Raw genomic sequence first — 17,201 nt, forward strand, 5'->3', positions numbered from 1 at the left:
ATGGATTACGTCGACGGCAACGCGGCTGCCGGATTGTTCGCCGAGGCACTCGGTATCGACGCGTCGGTGCTGGTCATGACGTGTGACGGCTGTGGCCGGTCCGGCCGGTTCGCCGACCTGCACGTCTACGACCGCGGGCCGGGTGTGGTCGCGCGCTGCCCAGGCTGCGAGGAGGTCACCGCACGTGTGGTGCGGACACCGACCGAGATCTGGCTGGACCTGCGTGGCTCCCGGTCGGTGCGGATACCGATCACGTGATCGGCGTGGCCGCGATCGCTACTTCGCGCCCAGCTGCCACTCCGGCCTGATGTAGTGACAGGTGTACCCGTTCGGGTACCGCTCCAGGTAGTCCTGGTGCTCCGGCTCGGCCTCCCAGAAGTCGCCGGCCTGGGTGACCTCGGTGACGACCTTTCCTGGCCACTTGCCGGAGGCGTCCACGTCCGCGATCGTGCTCTCGGCGACCTTCTTCTGCTCGTCGCTCTCGTAGTAGATCGCCGACCGGTAGCTCATGCCGATGTCGTTGCCCTGGCGGTTGCGTGTGGTCGGGTCGTGGATCTGGAAGAAGAACTCCAGGATCTGCCGGTAGGACAGCTGGGCCGGGTCGAAGACGATCTCGATCCCCTCGGCGTGCGTGCCGTGGTTGCGGTAGGTCGCGTTGGGGACGTCGCCGCCCGTGTAACCCACTCGTGTGGAGATCACGCCCGGGTGGCGGCGGAACAGGTCCTGCATGCCCCAGAAGCAGCCACCGGCAAGGATCGCCTTCTCGGTCGCTGTGGCCATTTTCTCGCTCCGCTCTGTTGCTTGATGGGTGCCCGCTTCACCTAACGCTTTCGCGCCGCGCAGTCATCCCGGCCGTCACGAGCAGTATGAGGCCAAGCGCCGACATCGCCAGGCACATCAGGTACGCCGTCCGGTAGCCGATCTCCTGCGCGAGCCCGAGCAGCGGGCCGGAGACCATCACGCCGACGGTGATCGTGTTGGTGTACAAGGTGGTGGTGAGGCCCGGCCGGTCCGGCGCGAGGGCCTGGAAGTACGAGATGCCCACACCCATGATCGCCGAGATGACGATGGCGTTGAGCACCTGCGCGACCGCGACCTGCGCCGTGCTGGAGGTCGTGAACATCACAACGTGGTAGGCAAGCGCGACGACGGCGCCGAAGCACACGATCCGGTGCTGCTCGATCCTGACCGCGAGCATGCCGAATCCGAGGATCAGCGGGATCTCCAAGGCCGCGCACAAGCCCAGGATCAGCCCGGCATCACCGGCGGTGCCATGCAGGACGTCCGTGACGAGCAACGGCACGGCGTTCACACTCAGCGTCACCGAGCCCTGTAGCAGGACGAACGCCGCCACGGCCAGCACCACCTGCGGCCGGAGCATCCCCCTGTCGCTGTCAGCCTGGCCAGTCGTCGCGCTGCCGAGCTCCGGCAACCGCATGGTCACCACCGCGACCAGGCCGTAGAACCCCGCACTCGCCAGGTAGAGCCCGACATACCCGGTCTTGGCCATCAGCAGCGCGGCCAGCGGAGGTCCGCCGACCCAGGCGAGCGACAGCAACGTCCGGAAGCCGCTGATCACCAGCGGCGCCCGCGTTGAGCTGCTGCGTTCCGTCGCCTGCCGCGCATATGCGAACACCTGCGACAACAGCGACGAGGCCACCGCCAGCAGCGTGACCGAAACCGCCAGCAGTATCCAGTAGTTCCGCAGCACGGCGAAGAGTGCGGAACCCCCAGCGCCCGCAGCACCACCCACCACAAGCAGGTTCCGCCGCACCGCGCGGCTGTCGGACACCCGTCCGAGCACCGTGCTCGCCACCAGGCCGGCCAATGGCGAGATCAGCAGGAACGTCCCCAGGGCCACCGGGCTCGCGCCGACTTCCGTGGTGAGGAACAGCGCCATGAACGGCATGGCCAACGCCATGGCAAGGCCGACCGCGACACTCGCCGACGCCAACGGGAGGAGGGACTTCAGACTCAACGGGGAGCGGGTCTCGCTCGCAACAGTCACCCGATCATCCTCACCGGATGGCCGGGACCGCCTGAAATCGTTTTCTCATCATGTGAGCTGGTAGCAACGGCCCGACTGGTAAAGATCACCGGCGGTGACCGGCAGGCCGGCGGGCGGGTTCACCACGTACGGCCGGTCACCTTGGCGGGCCAGGGACTTGGTGCAGTCGACCAGGCCCTGATCATTGGCCGGTCCGGCCCATAAGTTGACCGACGCGCCCGAACACTGCGGGCAGAGATCCTCGAGAATGAAGTACCGCTTCACCTCCGGCACATAGATTTTCGTGCCGGGCTTGTACTTGTCCTCACCGGCGGCGAAGGTCAACGGGTCATCGAACGTGCCTGTACCGCCCGCCTGGCCATGCAGGACATTCGGGTACGCGATGGCGCGGCTCCCGCGCGGCTCGTTGGTGCGAGCGCCGTAGTAGTTGATACGCCCCTGAGCGTTGGGAACAGGCGCTTGTTGTTCAGCACGTGTCGGTGGTGTTGTGGGTTTCGTCGACGATGTCGGTGTTGTGGTGATCGGCGCCGCAGGCGGAATGATCGTCACCATCGTCAACGGCCGGGAAGGGGTGAAAGTGGGTTCTTCGGCTGATGGAATCGGGACCGAAAGACTGACCGGCTGGCGTTCCCGGTCACCGGAGAAGATCAGGATCGCCACGAGAACAAGAGCGAGAACCACCCCGCCCGCCACGGCCACCTTGCGTCGCATTCAGCTGTCCCTGGTTGTCCCTCTGAGCCAGCGAACCTATCGGACGACAGAACTGCGAACAAGATTCACACGTACGCCGCGTATATCCCGGTACAAACCAAGGATGCGATTCCTGGTGTGTCTCAGCGCAGTGCTGTTGACAGCCTGCAGCACCGACAACGGCTGGCGACAAGCCGGCCCAGGAGGATTCATCAGCGAAAACGGCGTACTCACCTCCCACGGGGGAATGGGCCTGTACTGGTATTCGGCGGCGGCGTACGACTCCTACACCCTGACCCTCGACTGGCGCCTGACCGGCGACGACAACTCTGGAATATTCCTGGGCTTCCCGCCGAGCGACGACCCGATCTCAGCGGTGGACCACGGCTACGAGATCCAGATCGACGCCACCGACGAACCCGCGAAGACCACCGGCGCCGTCTACGGTTTCCAGTCCGCCGACATCCCGGCCCGGGACAAGGCGCTGCACCCTCCCGGTGAGTGGAACACATTCTCGATAAAGGTGACCGGCGAACACCTCCGGGTGACCCTCAACGGCACAAAGATCAACGAATTCACCGGCACAGATCCGTCCCGGAGCCTGGCCGGCCACATCGGCCTGCAAAACCACAGCTCAGAAGACCAAGTCTCCTTCCGCAACATCCAGATCACCCCGGATCCGGCCCCCGGAACGAATGCAGTGAGGTAACGGCGAGCGTCTGCTCCGCCTCATACGCCTGAAAAGTGGACACCTCTTCGAAACCCAGCCGGCCGGCCAGTTTCCGGGCGCGGTGGTTGGCCGTCTGGGTCGTGACCAGGACCGGCTGGTCGGGCAACTCTTCCGCTGCTGCACGCAATATGGCTGTCGAGGCCTCGAATGCGAGTCCACTGCCCCAGGCGTTGCGCCGCAACACATAGGAGAGCTCCAGTTCCTCCCCCTTGGGATCGACATGCCCGGGGAGGTCGGCCGCGCGAGGGCTGAACCCCAGCATGCCGACGAACTCGTCAGTCTGTTTGTCGGCGATGATGTAGCCGCCCGGCAATGCGGCCGCGCCGAACTGGTCGAGGAACTGTTCAACGGCCGAGCGAGGTCGAGGCCCGCCGAGGTAGGCCCTGACCTCGGGATCGGTGAATACCTCGATAAGCCCTTCGCGGTCGGTGTCCCGCATCTTGCGCAGGACCAGCCGATCCGACTCGATGACATCAGCGGACAAACTCGTCATGGAACTTGATCTTCCCATAACTGCGGCGTTCACAAACAGTTCTGGTTACATCGAAAGCCACGTGCCGCCTCTGGTGTTCAGCGAGGCGATGCGGGACGTGGACCTGTTCGTCGGCGTCGCCTCCATCGCGCTGGATCCGAACTGGGCGGACCGCGGCGACGACCCGCACCTGGGCTACTGGCACAAGGTCTCCTTCGGGGAGCTGACCGCCCGCGCCCAGGTCCGCCGGGACGTACTGGCCAGAATCCTGCCCAAGATGGCCGTCGCCGGCCAGGTGGAACTGGCCGACCGGCACGTCCTGGTACGCGGCAGACTCGCCAGCTACAAGATCCACCTGGGTTCGGCGAACATCCTCATCGAGCCGGGCAACCGCTACCTGTGCATCGTTCCCAGCAGAGGCAAGGGCAAGAAGGTCATGCTGCCGTTCGACGGAGACGACGTCCTCAGCGTGATCCTCGCCAAGATCGTGCTGCTCGCCGCGGACCACAAGATCACCGACCAGACGATCCTGAGCCAGCTCCCCCGGTGATCACTTGTTGCACCTCCGGGAAGCGTGGCGATGGGCCGTCGAGCAAGGGTTGGGGGCGGTGCCGTAGATGCAGGTCAACAAACGCGGCCACATAAGTACGGACGATCTCAACGACTCGTGTGCCTGGCAGTGGCTGAGGCGGCCTGCCTAGCCATTCGACGACAACCGCGGCGTCGCTGACTGAGGCGTGTTGCATGTCCGGCACATGCAGCCAGCGTCGCCAGCCGGTGAGGTGCGGCCAGGTCCTGTCCCAGTCAGGGCGGTGTCCCGGGCTTCGGTCTTCGGCGCTCATCAGGAGAAACGGTCGTGTGAGGTCCTGGGTGAGTGCCGGTTGGAAGGAGCCGTCCAGGTTGATCCCAGCGTCCACGCGCGAGTCCGCGAGCATTGTCGCGGCGGCGGCCGCCCCGCCTATCGAGTGGCCTACGGCAGCGATTCGGTTGGTGTCGATCAGGTTCGGATACCAGGCGAGCACGCGGTCCAGCACGAACGAGATGTCCAGGGCTCGGCTGGCGATGATTGCCGCGCCGCTCGCTCCTCCGTTGCACACCACACACGCGGCTACACGCCCGTCAGGGAACGTGACCGCCGCCCCTTCGTAGGTGTGGTCGATGCCGGCCACGACGTACCCACGGCTGGCCAGGTCCTCGGCCAGTGTCGTCAACGTCCAGCGTGGGAAAGCCAAGCCGGGCGACAGAACGACCAGGGGCAACCGGTGAGGTGCGCGCAACGGCGGCGCGTCGGCACGCGCGTGGGTACGGACCTTGGTCAGCGCATCCGAAGGGACATCGGTAAATCCGTACAGGTTCAACAGCAGCCGGGACTCCTCGGCGGTGGCGTACGGCACGCGATCACCGTGCGCCGCCGCGGCCGGGTACCACATCGAGACCATGAGCTCCCGCGGACCGGTAGGTACCCACGGATCTGTCCGACCCTCGTCGACAAGATGCAGCTGGGTCCAGCCGATCGGGTGCTGTCCGGTCGGCGCGGGCAGCACCAGCTCGCGTGGTGAGGCGTCGGCCGGCGCGACGAGCACTGTGGCCGTCATCAAACCGACGATCACCGCCATGAACTTGCGTTTCATTCTCGATCTCCTTGTCGGGTCGGTCGCCAAGGCTAGGAACCCGGGCTGTGCCGGGGCATCTGTCCTTCGTCACCCTGACTTTCGTCAGGGGCACGGCAACCGTCCGGGTTTGTATCGTGGGCCGGGTGCGAAACCGGCCGGTAGACCTGATCTGGGTGCCGCTACTACTGCTGTCGGCCGGACTGTCCCTGGTGGTCGCGCTGACGTTCGACGGCGAAGGCTGGCTGGCAGTGCCGATGGCCGTGCTGGCCTATCTGGCAGGCCTGCGGATGGCGTCGCTTTCGTTGGCGCTGTGGGTGTTCGCCGCCGTGACAGTCACCGGCCTCGTGCTGGGGTTCTGGCGCTCGCCCGACCCGCTCTCGCCTTGGCTTTCAGTGGTGTTCGTCGAGTTCGCCGCCTCGGTGCTGCCATGGTGGGCCGGCCGTTACCAACGTTTGAGCGCCGAGCAGCGTGAACGCGAACGCGGTGCCGCCGCCGAGGAGGCCCGGCTGCATGAGCGGGCCCGGATCGCGCAGGACATGCACGACTCGCTCGGCCATGAGCTTGCGCTGATCGCGCTGCACAGCGGCGCGCTGGAGCTCACGGCCGGCCTCAATGACAAGCAACGCCAAGCCGCAAGTGACGTGCGGGCGGGCGCTGTCCGGGCCACCCAACGGTTACATGAGATCGTTCAAGTTCTCGGCAGTGCGGACGCAGCGGCCGCGCTGCGTCCGGCGGACGAAAGCATCGACGTACTTGTCAGGCGGGCCACCGCGGCCGGCTTGCGGGTGCGTCTCACGGGTGAAGTCCCTATATGGTCGCCCATAGTGAGCCAGGCCGCCCACCGCGTCGTCCGAAACTACCGCGACGCAGGTATCTCAGCAGCTCAAGCACGGCAACGGGTCGAGACACTGACCGAACGCGAACGCGACGTCCTCGCACTGCTCGGTGCCGGCCACTCCAACGCCGAGATCGCCCGCACCTTGTACATCGTCGAGGGAACAGTGAAAGCCCACGTCAGCTCCATACTGGACAAACTGCGGGCCCGTAACCGGGTCCAGGCCGCCATCCTGGCCTACGAAGCCGGTGTGACCTGATCAGAATCCGTGATCCCAGCGCACGTCGGTGGCGGCCAATGAGGACAAGGCGTCGGGTGAGCGAGCACCGGCGAGGATGCCGACATCGTCAGGCCCGTTGTGGGATGTGGACACCACCAGGTCAGACGTGACGTAGAAGCGGGTCGGATCGCCGGGCCACTGCCAGGGTTCCAGCGGTACCTCCCGCAGCGGCGTGATCACCTGGTCCGCCAAAGCTGCCGAAGCGGACCAGCAGAAAGCCTGTGCAGCCGCCGACATGATGGCCTCCAGCAGGCAGAACTGGATCAGGAATCCGCTGAGCGACTCCCGCTCGGCCACCGGGGCGACGCCGTCGCTGACCACCCACACGGCTGGGTCGTCCTCGGCCGGGTCGATCATCCACGAGAGGTTCCCCTGGTTCTCCGCGGCGAACACCAGCAATCCCTCGTGCGGATCGGTTCGTAGCCGATCAGGTGGGTAGATGCTGTTCTGTTCCCCCAGCACTTGCGGGCGGCCGGCAGCTATGGCGTACAACTCCGCCAACGCGGCCGGCACGCCGGGCATCCGGGCCGCTTCGGGTGGCGGGCCGGGGTACCACGTGAGGAGGAATTCGCGCATCGCGGCGATCCGGTCTGTGGCCAGGAGATCCAGCCACGCCTGGTCTTTCACGCCGTAAGGCTACGCGGTGGGGAACGCGTGCCAGGGCGTGATCGAGTCGATGAACACGACGGCGTCGAACGCGGCTCTGGGGTCGATGGGCTGTGGTTGTCCGCCGTTCATGATCGAGGTGGTCTTGGTGAACCGGTCTGCGACGGTGCTGGGGACCTGGCGCAGGTCGAGCAGGTGCAGCGGGACTCCTGCGCCCGACATCAGGGCGTCGAGTGTGTCATCGGGTAAGGCGGCGACATCCTCGACGAACACTTCGGTGTGCCCTGGAGCGCCGCCTGGGATGGGCCGATGCAGCCACAGTGTGCCGCCGCCGAAACAAGTGGCTATGACCACCATCTGGTCACCGAGGGACGCGGCGAGGTGTTGCCCGACCATGGTGAGTTTGTCGTTGACGATCGGCGGCGCCCAGAACGGCCATCGCTGGATGTGTCCGTTGGCCGCGCCGACGATGATCCGGTCCTCACGCTGCAGGATCCACTCGATGTTCTCGGCCATCGCCGCGTCGCGGATGTTCGCGCCCTGATAGGTCCTGGTTGCGCCGTCTGCCATGGCTGAGAGGAACGCGTCCATATGCCGTGCAGTGGCCGCACACCGATAGACGCGATCAACGCGATCGGCGTCCGCGAGTTCGGAGTAGACAACACGCATTGCCTGCAGCCGCTCGACCATTGCGCCTATCCGTGCGGTGAGTTCAAAACGCACGGCCGGTTCCAAAGCCATATAGGCCTGCAGAGCGGGTGCCGCCCACGCACGGCCAGACCGGTCAGCGGGAAGATAGTCGAACAGAGGCAGCAATGACGTGCGGACCACCTGCGCGTAGGCGGTGTCCACATCGTCCAGAAGGGACAGAACCACCTTGACCGCGGGCAACGCACTCGCGCTGGAGTCGGGCACATCCATCCCGTAGAACCGGACCTTGCGATCATGGGAGGCGTTGTACGCCCGCATCCATTCGAGCTGTTCGCGCATTTCCGCGCACCTGCCCATGCGGTAGGTGATCCCGTCGTGCAGCAGCGCGGTGAGATCTCCGGCGCCACCGAGCACCCAGTCGTTGACGGCAAAGCCTTCGGCAAAGCCGGATTCCATCACAAAACCGCCGAACCCGAGCTGAGTGACCAGGAACCGGACCACCCGGTGCCGGAGTTGGTAGAACTCGTGCACACGATGGGTGCTCTCGCCGATGGACACGACCCGGGCGTCGCCGACGATCTCCCGCAGCGGTTCCAGGTCGCTGAAGTCCTCATCGGCGGGGTCGAGGGTGCGCAGCCGATTTGTGTTGTCGCGGAGCCATTCCGTGACGGCCTGATCGATGTTCGGGTCACTCGTGGTCATCCGGGAATCTCCTCCGCAGTCCAACGAACACCGTCAACCCTAGGTTGACGATCGATGGATCGTCAACCCGGAGTTGACGACTATGGCGTGGCGCCGGTCACTAGGCTGGCGGATGACTTCGAGACTGGAGAAAGGCTCCCATGGCCTCGCTTCGCACCATCCGCGCTTTGGTATTCGCCACGTTGTTCACCCTGCTGACGACAAGCCTGGCGGCACCGGCCGCCGTCGCCGCGCCGACGAGGGTGATCTCCATTGCGAAGGCACGCAATCTCCCGTTAGGCACCGTGGTCACGGTCAACGGGACTGCGACCACGCCATCCGGCGCGTTCGAATCCAGTTTCTTCGACAAGGGTTTCGGCCTGCAGGACGCGCACGCCGGCATCTACGTCAGCCGGCCGGCCGACCTTGAGGTCCGGCCGGGCCGCCTGGTCAGAGTGACCGGAAAACTGGCCGACAGTTTCGGTCTGCTGATCCTCGTACCGGCCAGTGAAGCCGATGTCGCCCTGAGGCATGCCGGGTTCCAGCCGCCACCCAAGTTCGTGGCCACATCTGCCGTCGGCGAGTCGACCGAAGGCAAGCTCGTGCGGGTGCTGGGCAAGATCACCCAGGCGCCCACGAGCGACCTGCCGTACGGCTACAAGTTCTGGATCAACGACGGGTCGGGCGAGGTACAGATCTTCGTCAACGTGGAGACCGGGATCGACCTCGCCGGCCTCCGTTTGGGTCAACGGGTCCTGGTGACCGGGTTCAGCGGCCAGTTCGAGACCGCCTACGAGGTTCTGCCCCGCTCCCCGCACGACATCCGTATCATCCACTGACTCCAACAGTACTGCTTCCCGGTTCAGCTCTGGCGTCAAAACTTACCACGTGGTAGAAATTGTGAGAGCGCTTCCACATGCCCAGTCAGAGCCGACACCGGGGAGTCGCAGTGAGCACATTTTCCGTCCAGCTGTACTCGGTCCGCGAGCAGTTCGCGGCCGACCCCAACGACACGCTGCAGCGCCTTGCCACCATCGGATTCACCCAGGTCGAGCCGTACGGCCTGGTGGAGAACGTGGCAATCCTGCGCTCCGGACTCACCGACCACGGCCTCACCGCGCCGACAGCCCACGCCAAGCTCATCGGCGTCGACCAGCGTGAGGTGTTCGCAGCCGCCGCCGAATGCGGAGTCAAGGTCGTCATCGACCCGTTCGTCCCACCGGACAAGTGGCAGGAACCCGCGGACATCGCCGCCACAGCCGAAGCGTTGAACATCGCGGCCAAAGTCGCGCAGGAGCACGGAGTCACGGTCGGCTACCACAACCATTGGTGGGAGCTGCAGTCCCGGATCGACGACCGGACCGCGTTCGAGGTCTTCGCCGACCAACTGGATCCCGCTCTGGTATTGGAAGTCGACACGTACTGGGCCACTGCGGGCGGCGAGGACGCGCCCGCACTGTTGCGCCGCCTCGGCAAGAAGGTCCATGCCATCCACGTCAAGGACGGCGGCCTCGCCACCGACGCGACCGGTCAGGTGCCGGCCGGTCAAGGCCAGGTCCCGGTCTCCGACGTGCTCGATGCGGCACCGGAAGCACTGCGCGTGGTCGAGTTCGACGCCTACGACGGCGACATCTTCGAAGGCATCGCGGCGAGCTTCGCCTACCTGAACGGCGTAGCGCGATGAGTAGGCGTAGCGCGATGAGTATCGGAGTCGGCCTCATCGGCGCGGGAACCATCAGCGATGCCTACCTGACCAACCTCACTGGCTTTCCCGACGTCCATGTCGTGCGAGTGTCCGATATCGACACCGCACGAGCCACGGCACAGGCTGAGAAACACGGCGTGCCGCGTTCGGGAAACGTCGCCGACCTGCTGGCCGACGACGATGTCGAACTCGTGGTGAACCTGACGATCCCGGCCGCGCACGTCGAGGTCGGTCTGGCCGCCCTGGACGCGGGCAAGCACGTCTGGTCGGAGAAACCGCTGGCCCTGGACCGGGAATCCGGCCGGAAACTGCTGGAGCGCGCCCGAGAGAAGCAGTTGCGCGTCGCCTGCGCACCCGACACGATCCTCGGCGCTGGGCTGCAGACCGCACGCCGCGCCATCGACGCGGGCCGGATCGGTGAACCCATGACCGCGTTGGCGTTGTTGCAGTCACCCGGCCCAGAAAGCTGGCACCCCGCGCCGGAGTTCCTCTTCCAGTACGGGGGCGGCCCGCTGCTGGACATGGGGCCTTACTACCTCACCGGACTCGTCCATTTGCTCGGCCCGATCAGCAAGGTCACCGGTGCGGGCGGGCAAGCCCGTGCGACGCGTGTCATCGGTTCGGGCCCACGAGCCGGAACGGAGTTCGCGGTGACGGTCCCGACGACGGTCACGGCATTGGTCGAGTTCGCTCGTGGCGGTTCGGCGCAGGTCGTGTTCAGCTTCGACTCTGGACTGCGCCGTTCGGGTTTCCTGGAGATCTCCGGCACTCAGGGCACCGCGGTCCTGCCGGATCCGAATCGGTTCGACGGCGGCACAAAACTGCATCTGCTCGGCCAGGACGACCCGCAAGAGCTTGTGCCACAAGGGCATCAGGCCGAGCGCGGTACGGGTGCGCTCGAACTGGCGCGGGCGATCCAGGCAGGCGTGCCGGAACGGGCGTCAGGCGAATTGGCGTATCACGTGCTCGACGCGATGCTGGCCATCGACGAGTCGATCACCCTCGGCCACACTGTCGAACTTCAGAGCACGGCCGAAGTCCCGCCCGCGCTGCCCGCGGACTGGGATCCGTACGCAAGCACGTCATGACAAGGGGACGGTAAGCAGGCTCTGCAGGTAGGTCCGCAGCGATCCGACCAGGTCCACCTCGTCCGGAGTGGTCAGCCACTGGGCCTGCAAGCCGTCCTCCAAGGCGATGAATGTCAGCGCCGCGACCTGGGGGTCCACGTCAGGGCGCAGTTCGCCGGTGTCGGCCAGCGCCTGGAACGACGCGAGCACTTCTTCGCGTGCGACCCGGTAGTGACGCACGAAGTACTCGTGGGCCGGGTGGCCGGGCGAGACCGCCTCGGCCGCCAGCCGTACGTACAGGTCGACGATCCCGGGATGGGCGACGTTGTACTCCGCTAGGCCGATCAGGTGACGCAGCATGTCGAGGCCTGGTGCGGCGACGTTGAGCTGCTCGCGGTCGGCGTCCTCGGCGTCGCGGCGCTCCAGCACGGCCGCGAGTAGGGCTTCCTTGCTGGGGAAGTAGTAGATCAGGCCCGCGTGGGTGATCCCCGCCCGTTTGGCTACCTCGCGAAGGGAGGAACCGTGATACCCAGCCTCGCGGTACACGGCGATCGCCGCAGTGATGATGTCCTCCCGGCGCAGCCGGCCCTTCAGATAACCGCCTGTCACTGGACCACCATCGGCTCATCATGCCGCAGGCCGCAAACACACAGCCACGCTGAGCGTTCTAACATTCGATTTGTGCGAACGAACATCCCTTGTCATGATGTGCGGGTGAAGAGTGCCGACCGACAGCGGTTCATCATCGACCAGCTGCACGTCACCGAGCAGGTGAGCGTCGCCGACCTGGCCACGGCCGTCGGCACGTCGGAGATGACCATCCGCCGTGACCTCGACGTGCTGGCGGCCACCGGCGTGCTGCGGCGGGTTCATGGCGGTGCCGTGCCCACAGCGCCCTCCGGCGTCGAGCCGCCCTTCGCCTCGCGCGTGGCTGCTGCGATCGCGACCAAGCAGGCGATCGCGGCCGCGACAGTCGGATTGATCCAGGACGGCGAGACCGTGCTTCTCGACAGTGGCACGACCGCGCTTGAGGTCGCGCGTCTGCTGCACGACCGCGCGGTCACCGTGATGCCGTTGTCGCTGCACGCCATTCAAGAGCTGGTGGACGCGCCGAAGGTCCGATTGCTGCTGCCGGGCGGTGAACCGAGACCCGGCGAACTGTCCCTTATCGGCCCGCTCGCCCTGGCGTCGATGCGCGCGCTGCGGTTCGACGTGGCCATCCTCAGCCCATGTGCGTTCAACGTCCCCGACGGGCTCACCGCGTTCGACCTGAACGACGCTGAGATCAAACACCAAATGCTCGCCGTCTCGGCCCGCGCGATCGTGATGGCCGACGGCACCAAATGGGGCAAGGCGGCGCTCGCGCACGTCTGCGCGGCCGACCGGCCGGACGTGGTGGTCACAGACCCGTCCGCGCCTGAGGACCAACGGACCGCACTGGCTGACCGCGGTGTGCATGTGCACGTCGCGACCGAACAGGAGACCCGATGACACCCGACGTCATGCCCCGTGCACGCGCTGCCCGCGTCGCGACCTGGGTGTACTTCACCCTCAACGGTTTCGCGGTCGGCCTGTGGGTGGTGCACATCCCTGTCATCGAACGCGCCGTCGACATCTCCCACAGCACGTTGGGGTTCCTGCTGTTGCTGGCGGGTGCGTCGGCCTTCACCGGGATGCAGGTGGCCGGCCCGCTGAGCGACCGGCTCGGCCAGCGCCGCCTGGTGCCGGCTGCGGGGGTGCTGCTCGGCTTCGCGATCACCGGGCCCGGCCTGGCCGATTCGTGGTGGACGCTGGCCCTGGCGATGATCGCGTTCGGATTCGCCAACGGCACGATCGACGTCGGAATGAACGCCCAGGCGGTGGTGGTGGAGCGGGCCTACCCGCGGCCGATCATGGCGGCGTTCCACGCCATGTGGTCGATCGGCGGTGCGGGCGCAGCCGTGGTCGGCGCCGCTGCCCTGGGCGCAGGCGTGCCGACAGCCGTGACGTTGGGTACTTGCGGCGCACTGTGTGTGGTCATTTCGCTTGCCACGGCACGATTCCTGATCGAGCCGGACATCCAGGACGAACCCGAGACCGCAGAACCCCGCAAAGCCTCGGCGGCACCTGTGCGGCTTGTCTGGCTCATGGGCTGCCTCGCGTTCGCGCTGATGCTCGCCGAAGGCGTCGCGGCCGACTGGGCGGCGTTGCACTTCAAGGACATTCTCGGCACGTCACCGAGCATGGCGGCCTACGCCTACGGCGCCTTCGCGATAGCCATGACCACGGGCAGGTTCGCCACCGACCGGGTGGCCGCGGCGATCGGCCCGGTCGCGATCGTCCGATATGGATCGGCACTGGCCGCGATCGGCCTGACGGTGGCCTCGGCGTCCCCGTGGGTCCCGCTTTCCCTGGTGGGCTGGGCCCTGTTCGGCCTGGGCCTGTCCGGCGGGATTCCGCAGCTGTTCACCGCGGCGGGCAACCTCGACACGCGGGCGTCCGGCACCCTGATGGCCCGGGTGGTCGGCCTTGGCTACGTCGGCATGCTCGCCGGGCCCGCGCTGGTCGGCGGCCTGACTCACTGGATGCCGCTCAACGTCGCGTTCGCTCTGCCGGTGGTGCTGTGCGTCCTGACATCGGTGTTCGCCACGATTATGCCTCCGGCGCCGTCCGTCCCGGCAAATGAGACATTATCCACGGGGCGTACGCCATCCGAGTGAACCGCGCGCACAGGGGCAGGCCGGGATCAGTAGGGTTTTCATGTCCTGACCTCGACAGCCAAAGGTGTGCGGTGTCGCAGCAAACCAATTGGGTGCCTACTTCAGTCGACCTGCAGAAGCCGAGCGCGGCCAGGATCTATGACTATCTGCTCGGAGGAAACCACAACTTCGCGGTGGACCGGGAGTTCATCGCCAAGATCCTGCAGATCCAGCCGGAGGCGAAACGCTTCGCGGTGATGAACAGGGCGTTCCTGCGCCGGTCCGTGCTGTTCATGGTCCAGCAGGGCATCCGGCAGTTCCTGGATCTCGGCTCCGGCATCCCCACTGTGGGCAATGTGCACGAAATCGCGCAGGGCGCCGATCCGGCTTCACGGGTGGTCTACGTCGACAACGAACATGTCGCGGTGGAGCACAGCCAGCTGCTGCTCAACGAGAACGACAACGCCGTGATGGTGCACGCCGACATCACCCGGCCGGGCCTGGTCCTGGGCGACCCGGCAATGCGGTTGCTCGATTTCTCCCAGCCGATCGGCCTGCTGGCCATCACCATCGGCCACTACGTGCTCGACAAGGACGACCCGGCGGGAGTCTTCGCTGCCTATCGCGAGGTGCTCGCGCCTGGCAGCTATCTCGCACTGACCCATCTCACCGACGACTTCAAGCAGGTCAAAGGTGACGAACTGACCGAGATGATGAAGAAGTCGCAAAACAACGTTCAGGCCCGGACCAAATCGGTCGTCACCGGCTTCTTCGGCGATTTCGAGCTGGTCGAACCGGGTCTGGTCACGACCTCACAATGGCGGCCCGAACAGCACGCGTCCCCGGGTGACAATCCCGAGGCCGACGGGTTGTACGCGGGTGTGGCACGCAAGAAATAGCATGCACCTAATCGCGAAACCGAGTTCCCACGGACTGACGATGCCCCAGCCGCGATCCCAGCACACCGAGCTGGCGGCCGCTTGGCGTCATGCGGTCCTGGAGGCGAGCTACATCCCGAGGTCGCCAGCCGACCTCGATGTAGTGCTCACCGAGCTTGTGGGCACCCTCATCGACGCGCTCACCGCACCCGAGTTCTCAACGCACGCAGGCACAGTCGCAGGTGCCCAGCTGGTCACCGAGGGATTCGTCGACCCCGACGCGTTGACGGCCACTGTGCAGGTCCTCACCGATGGTCTGCCCACAACCGAGGAAGAGCGAACGCACCGCACGCCCATGCTGCTGGGCGCCTTGTGCGCCGGCTACGCCGAAGCGCTGCGCAAGCACACCCTCGACCAGCAGGAAGGTGTCAACCAGGCACTGCTCAACAGCGTGGTGCGGGCCGAGAAGAACCTGCGTGCCACCGAAAGCCGGTTCCAGGAGGTGTTCGTCTCCTCCGCGACCGGGATCGCGATCACGGACCTCAACGGGATGTGTCTGGAGGCCAATCCGGCGCTCGGCGAGACCCTCGGACGGCGTCCCCAGGACCTGATGGGCGTGTCCGTCACCGACATGTTCCGCGACGACGCCGTGATGCGTCTCTATAGCCGGATCCTTGAAGGCGCGGAGACTCCGATGCAGGAGCAGTTCAGGCTGCGCCGGGCCAACGGCGAGAAGGTCTGGGTGCTGCTGGCCGTGACGCTGCTGCGCGACGACGCGGACGAGCCCGCGTACTTCGTCACGATGGTGCAGGACGTCACCGAACTGCGGCTGCTGCAGGACAGGCTGAGCCACCAGTTGCTCTACGACGCGTTGACCGGGCTGCCCAATCGGCAGTGCTTCCACACCAAGCTGGAATCCATGCTCGGCAGCGCCGCACCAGGCACGTCGATCACGTTGTGCTGCATCAACCTCGACGGCTTCGCGATGGTCAACAACAGTCTCGGCCACCCCGCGGGCGATCGGCTGCTGCAGGCCGTCGGTCACCGCCTCGAACATGTTGTCGCCGGGCAGAATGCCTCGGTGGCAAGGATCAGCGGGGACGAGTTCGCAGTCCTGATCGAGGATCCGGCCACACCGGTTCCGTTGGACGATCTCGTCGGCGCGATCAACCGGGAACTCAGCGAGCCGGAGTACATCGACGGCCGTGGCATCGCGGTCGGCGCCAGCGTCGGCGCGATCCGCCGGCTCGCTGCGGCGCAGTCCGCCGATGAGCTGTTTCGTGCGGCGGATATCGCGCTGCGTAAGGCAAAGGCAACCGGGCGCAGGCAGTGGGCTGGGTATCACGAGCGTGACGATCTCCACGCGACCCGCCTCGACCAATGGGCCGTCGAACTCCCCGGCGCATGGGAGACCGGCGATCTCGCCGTGGCCTACGAGCCCGTAATCCGGTTGGCCGACCGTTGCTTGGTCGGGGTGCGTGCCGTCCTTCGCTGGACTCGTCCGGACACCGAACCCATGGGACACGACGACTGTGTACGCCTTGCCGAGCGCACCGGCCTGTCCGTCCACCTTGGACCGTTGATCCTGACCGAGGCGATGTCGGGATTGCCGCTGCTGCGGCCCGCTCTCGAAGGCAGCCCGCTTGTCCGGATCCAGTTGACCCGCAACCAGTCCGGCGACGCCGACCTGATCCGCGCGGTGAACCAGGCCATCACCCCCGATCCCAGCCTGCTGGAGGTCTGCCTGCACACCGGCGCCGTCCTGGAGGATTTCGGCGACGCACAGGACAATCTGGAGGTCCTGCACGACATCGGCGTGACCGTGGGCCTCTGCGAGTTCAACGGCGGCCCCCGCGAACTGGATCTGCTCGCCCGCACCGGCGTCCGCTCGGTCACCCTGGCCGCCCAGTGCGCCGTGACCGCCACTCCCCTGCTGCGCGCCGAAACCGCCCGCGTCATCAGCATGATCCGCGACAACGGCGTCGACTGCTCAGTCGTGAACGTCTCCGATCCCACGGAAGCCACATACTGGACCAACGCAGGCGCCATCACCGCCCAGGGCGGCATGTTCGGCCCCGCAGTCGCCGCGTCGGACCTCGAGACACTCCTTGGCCTGCGGGTCTAGCGATCCGGCGGAAAACCAGGCGGAGACGGAGCCTTGACGCTGCTACGGTCCCAGGCCTTGTTTCCCAGACTGTGCGTCCCAGCGAAGTCCCGCTAGGCACGGCGACCTGCGGCTTCACCCCGGCCTACTAGTGTATGCAGTATACGGTCGACTATCATAGGGTCGACACAGGCACCGTGCCG

General features: G+C 66.2%; 19 protein-coding genes. 11 read left to right on the forward strand and 8 right to left on the reverse strand.

Annotated features, from left to right (window positions below):
• A complete protein-coding gene (locus JOF56_RS40235) occupies window positions 1–258 on the forward strand; it encodes a DUF6510 family protein (protein WP_209644747.1) in 258 nt (85 codons plus the stop codon).
• 18 nt (window positions 259–276) lie between these two features.
• On the opposite strand, the gene msrA is transcribed toward JOF56_RS40235, so the two are convergent.
• Genes msrA through JOF56_RS58555 form a run of 3 tightly spaced genes read right to left on the reverse strand, consistent with a single transcriptional unit; the run spans window position 277 to window position 2,719 of the window.
• Entirely contained in the window at window positions 277–780 is a 504-nt protein-coding gene (gene msrA / locus JOF56_RS40240; protein ID WP_209644749.1) for a peptide-methionine (S)-S-oxide reductase MsrA, read from the reverse strand.
• Between the two features lie 37 nt (window positions 781–817).
• Window positions 818–2,008: a sugar efflux transporter gene (locus tag JOF56_RS40245; protein WP_307855471.1), complete on the reverse strand. Its 1,191-nt coding sequence runs from the start codon at window positions 2,006–2,008 to the stop codon at window positions 818–820.
• A gap of 48 nt (window positions 2,009–2,056) precedes the next feature.
• Complete coding sequence (locus JOF56_RS58555) at window positions 2,057–2,719, reverse strand: hypothetical protein (RefSeq protein ID WP_245378571.1); 663 nt, start codon at window positions 2,717–2,719, stop codon at window positions 2,057–2,059.
• A 103-nt stretch (window positions 2,720–2,822) separates the two neighbouring features.
• Here JOF56_RS58555 and JOF56_RS40255 point away from each other — a divergent pair, with 103 nt between their 5' ends.
• Entirely contained in the window at window positions 2,823–3,407 is a 585-nt protein-coding gene (locus tag JOF56_RS40255; protein WP_245378572.1) for a 3-keto-disaccharide hydrolase, read from the forward strand.
• Here the strand turns inward: JOF56_RS40255 and JOF56_RS40260 are convergent.
• A complete protein-coding gene (locus tag JOF56_RS40260) occupies window positions 3,367–3,921 on the reverse strand; it encodes a GNAT family N-acetyltransferase (RefSeq protein WP_209644751.1) in 555 nt (184 codons plus the stop codon). The genes JOF56_RS40255 and JOF56_RS40260 overlap by 41 nt on opposite strands.
• Before the next feature lie 61 nt (window positions 3,922–3,982).
• Here JOF56_RS40260 and JOF56_RS40265 point away from each other — a divergent pair, with 61 nt between their 5' ends.
• Window positions 3,983–4,450, forward strand: a complete 468-nt coding sequence (locus JOF56_RS40265; RefSeq protein ID WP_209644754.1) for a DUF7737 domain-containing protein — start codon at window positions 3,983–3,985, stop codon at window positions 4,448–4,450.
• Here JOF56_RS40265 and JOF56_RS40270 read toward each other — a convergent pair.
• A complete protein-coding gene (locus JOF56_RS40270; RefSeq protein ID WP_245378573.1) occupies window positions 4,413–5,531 on the reverse strand; it encodes an alpha/beta hydrolase family protein in 1,119 nt (372 codons plus the stop codon). The genes JOF56_RS40265 and JOF56_RS40270 overlap by 38 nt on opposite strands.
• 125 nt (window positions 5,532–5,656) lie before the next feature.
• On the opposite strand from JOF56_RS40270, the gene JOF56_RS60865 reads away from it, so the two are divergent.
• Window positions 5,657–6,607 carry a LuxR C-terminal-related transcriptional regulator gene (locus tag JOF56_RS60865; protein WP_372448298.1) on the forward strand — a complete coding sequence of 317 codons (951 nt, stop codon included), beginning with the start codon at window positions 5,657–5,659 and terminating at the stop codon, window positions 6,605–6,607.
• Here the strand turns inward: JOF56_RS60865 and JOF56_RS40280 are convergent, their stop codons facing one another.
• The gene (locus JOF56_RS40280) at window positions 6,608–7,255 is read right to left on the reverse strand and encodes a hypothetical protein (protein ID WP_209644756.1); all 648 of its coding nucleotides are present in this window, start codon (window positions 7,253–7,255) and stop codon (window positions 6,608–6,610) included.
• Window positions 7,256–7,264: 9 nt separating this feature from the next.
• A complete protein-coding gene (locus JOF56_RS40285) occupies window positions 7,265–8,587 on the reverse strand; it encodes an erythromycin esterase family protein (protein WP_245378574.1) in 1,323 nt (440 codons plus the stop codon).
• 140 nt (window positions 8,588–8,727) lie between these two features.
• Here JOF56_RS40285 and JOF56_RS40290 point away from each other — a divergent pair, with 140 nt between their 5' ends.
• From JOF56_RS40290 to JOF56_RS40300, 3 genes are all read left to right on the forward strand, one after another.
• Entirely contained in the window at window positions 8,728–9,405 is a 678-nt protein-coding gene (locus JOF56_RS40290) for a hypothetical protein (protein ID WP_209644757.1), read from the forward strand.
• Between the two features lie 110 nt (window positions 9,406–9,515).
• Window positions 9,516–10,250 (forward strand): sugar phosphate isomerase/epimerase family protein, encoded by a 735-nt coding sequence (locus tag JOF56_RS40295; RefSeq protein ID WP_209644759.1) that lies wholly within the window; start codon window positions 9,516–9,518, stop codon window positions 10,248–10,250.
• A 14-nt stretch (window positions 10,251–10,264) separates the two neighbouring features.
• On the forward strand, window positions 10,265–11,359 hold the full coding sequence (locus tag JOF56_RS40300) for a Gfo/Idh/MocA family protein (protein ID WP_209644761.1): 1,095 nt from the start codon (window positions 10,265–10,267) through the stop codon (window positions 11,357–11,359).
• Here the strand turns inward: JOF56_RS40300 and JOF56_RS40305 are convergent.
• Window positions 11,354–11,947: a TetR/AcrR family transcriptional regulator gene (locus JOF56_RS40305; RefSeq protein WP_209644763.1), complete on the reverse strand. Its 594-nt coding sequence runs from the start codon at window positions 11,945–11,947 to the stop codon at window positions 11,354–11,356. The genes JOF56_RS40300 and JOF56_RS40305 overlap by 6 nt on opposite strands.
• Before the next feature lie 105 nt (window positions 11,948–12,052).
• Here JOF56_RS40305 and JOF56_RS40310 point away from each other — a divergent pair, with 105 nt between their 5' ends.
• From JOF56_RS40310 to JOF56_RS40325, 4 genes are all read left to right on the forward strand, one after another.
• A complete protein-coding gene (locus JOF56_RS40310; RefSeq protein WP_209644765.1) occupies window positions 12,053–12,829 on the forward strand; it encodes a DeoR/GlpR family DNA-binding transcription regulator in 777 nt (258 codons plus the stop codon).
• On the forward strand, window positions 12,826–14,037 hold the full coding sequence (locus JOF56_RS40315; protein ID WP_209644767.1) for an MFS transporter: 1,212 nt from the start codon (window positions 12,826–12,828) through the stop codon (window positions 14,035–14,037). The genes JOF56_RS40310 and JOF56_RS40315 overlap by 4 nt, the downstream gene beginning before the upstream one ends.
• A 92-nt stretch (window positions 14,038–14,129) precedes the next feature.
• A complete protein-coding gene (locus tag JOF56_RS40320; RefSeq protein WP_307855472.1) occupies window positions 14,130–14,915 on the forward strand; it encodes an SAM-dependent methyltransferase in 786 nt (261 codons plus the stop codon).
• Between the two features lie 40 nt (window positions 14,916–14,955).
• Window positions 14,956–17,019, forward strand: a complete 2,064-nt coding sequence (locus tag JOF56_RS40325) for a diguanylate cyclase domain-containing protein (RefSeq protein WP_209644774.1) — start codon at window positions 14,956–14,958, stop codon at window positions 17,017–17,019.
• The last annotated feature ends 182 nt before the right edge of the window (window positions 17,020–17,201 follow it).

This window comes from Kibdelosporangium banguiense, assembly GCF_017876405.1.
GTDB lineage: Bacteria > Actinomycetota > Actinomycetes > Mycobacteriales > Pseudonocardiaceae > Kibdelosporangium > Kibdelosporangium banguiense.

Coding starts and splice junctions, on each gene's coding strand:
- JOF56_RS40235 (WP_209644747.1), top strand. CDS start 1: ATGGATTACGTCGACGGCAACGCGGCTGCCGGATTGTTCGCCGAGGCA.
- msrA (WP_209644749.1), bottom strand. CDS start 780: ATGGCCACAGCGACCGAGAAGGCGATCCTTGCCGGTGGCTGCTTCTGG.
- JOF56_RS58555 (WP_245378571.1), bottom strand. CDS start 2,719: ATGCGACGCAAGGTGGCCGTGGCGGGCGGGGTGGTTCTCGCTCTTGTT.
- JOF56_RS40255 (WP_245378572.1), top strand. CDS start 2,823: ATGCGATTCCTGGTGTGTCTCAGCGCAGTGCTGTTGACAGCCTGCAGC.
- JOF56_RS40260 (WP_209644751.1), bottom strand. CDS start 3,921: ATGACGAGTTTGTCCGCTGATGTCATCGAGTCGGATCGGCTGGTCCTG.
- JOF56_RS40270 (WP_245378573.1), bottom strand. CDS start 5,531: ATGAAACGCAAGTTCATGGCGGTGATCGTCGGTTTGATGACGGCCACA.
- JOF56_RS40285 (WP_245378574.1), bottom strand. CDS start 8,587: ATGACCACGAGTGACCCGAACATCGATCAGGCCGTCACGGAATGGCTC.
- JOF56_RS40290 (WP_209644757.1), top strand. CDS start 8,728: ATGGCCTCGCTTCGCACCATCCGCGCTTTGGTATTCGCCACGTTGTTC.
- JOF56_RS40300 (WP_209644761.1), top strand. CDS start 10,265: ATGAGTATCGGAGTCGGCCTCATCGGCGCGGGAACCATCAGCGATGCC.
- JOF56_RS40315 (WP_209644767.1), top strand. CDS start 12,826: ATGACACCCGACGTCATGCCCCGTGCACGCGCTGCCCGCGTCGCGACC.
- JOF56_RS40325 (WP_209644774.1), top strand. CDS start 14,956: ATGCCCCAGCCGCGATCCCAGCACACCGAGCTGGCGGCCGCTTGGCGT.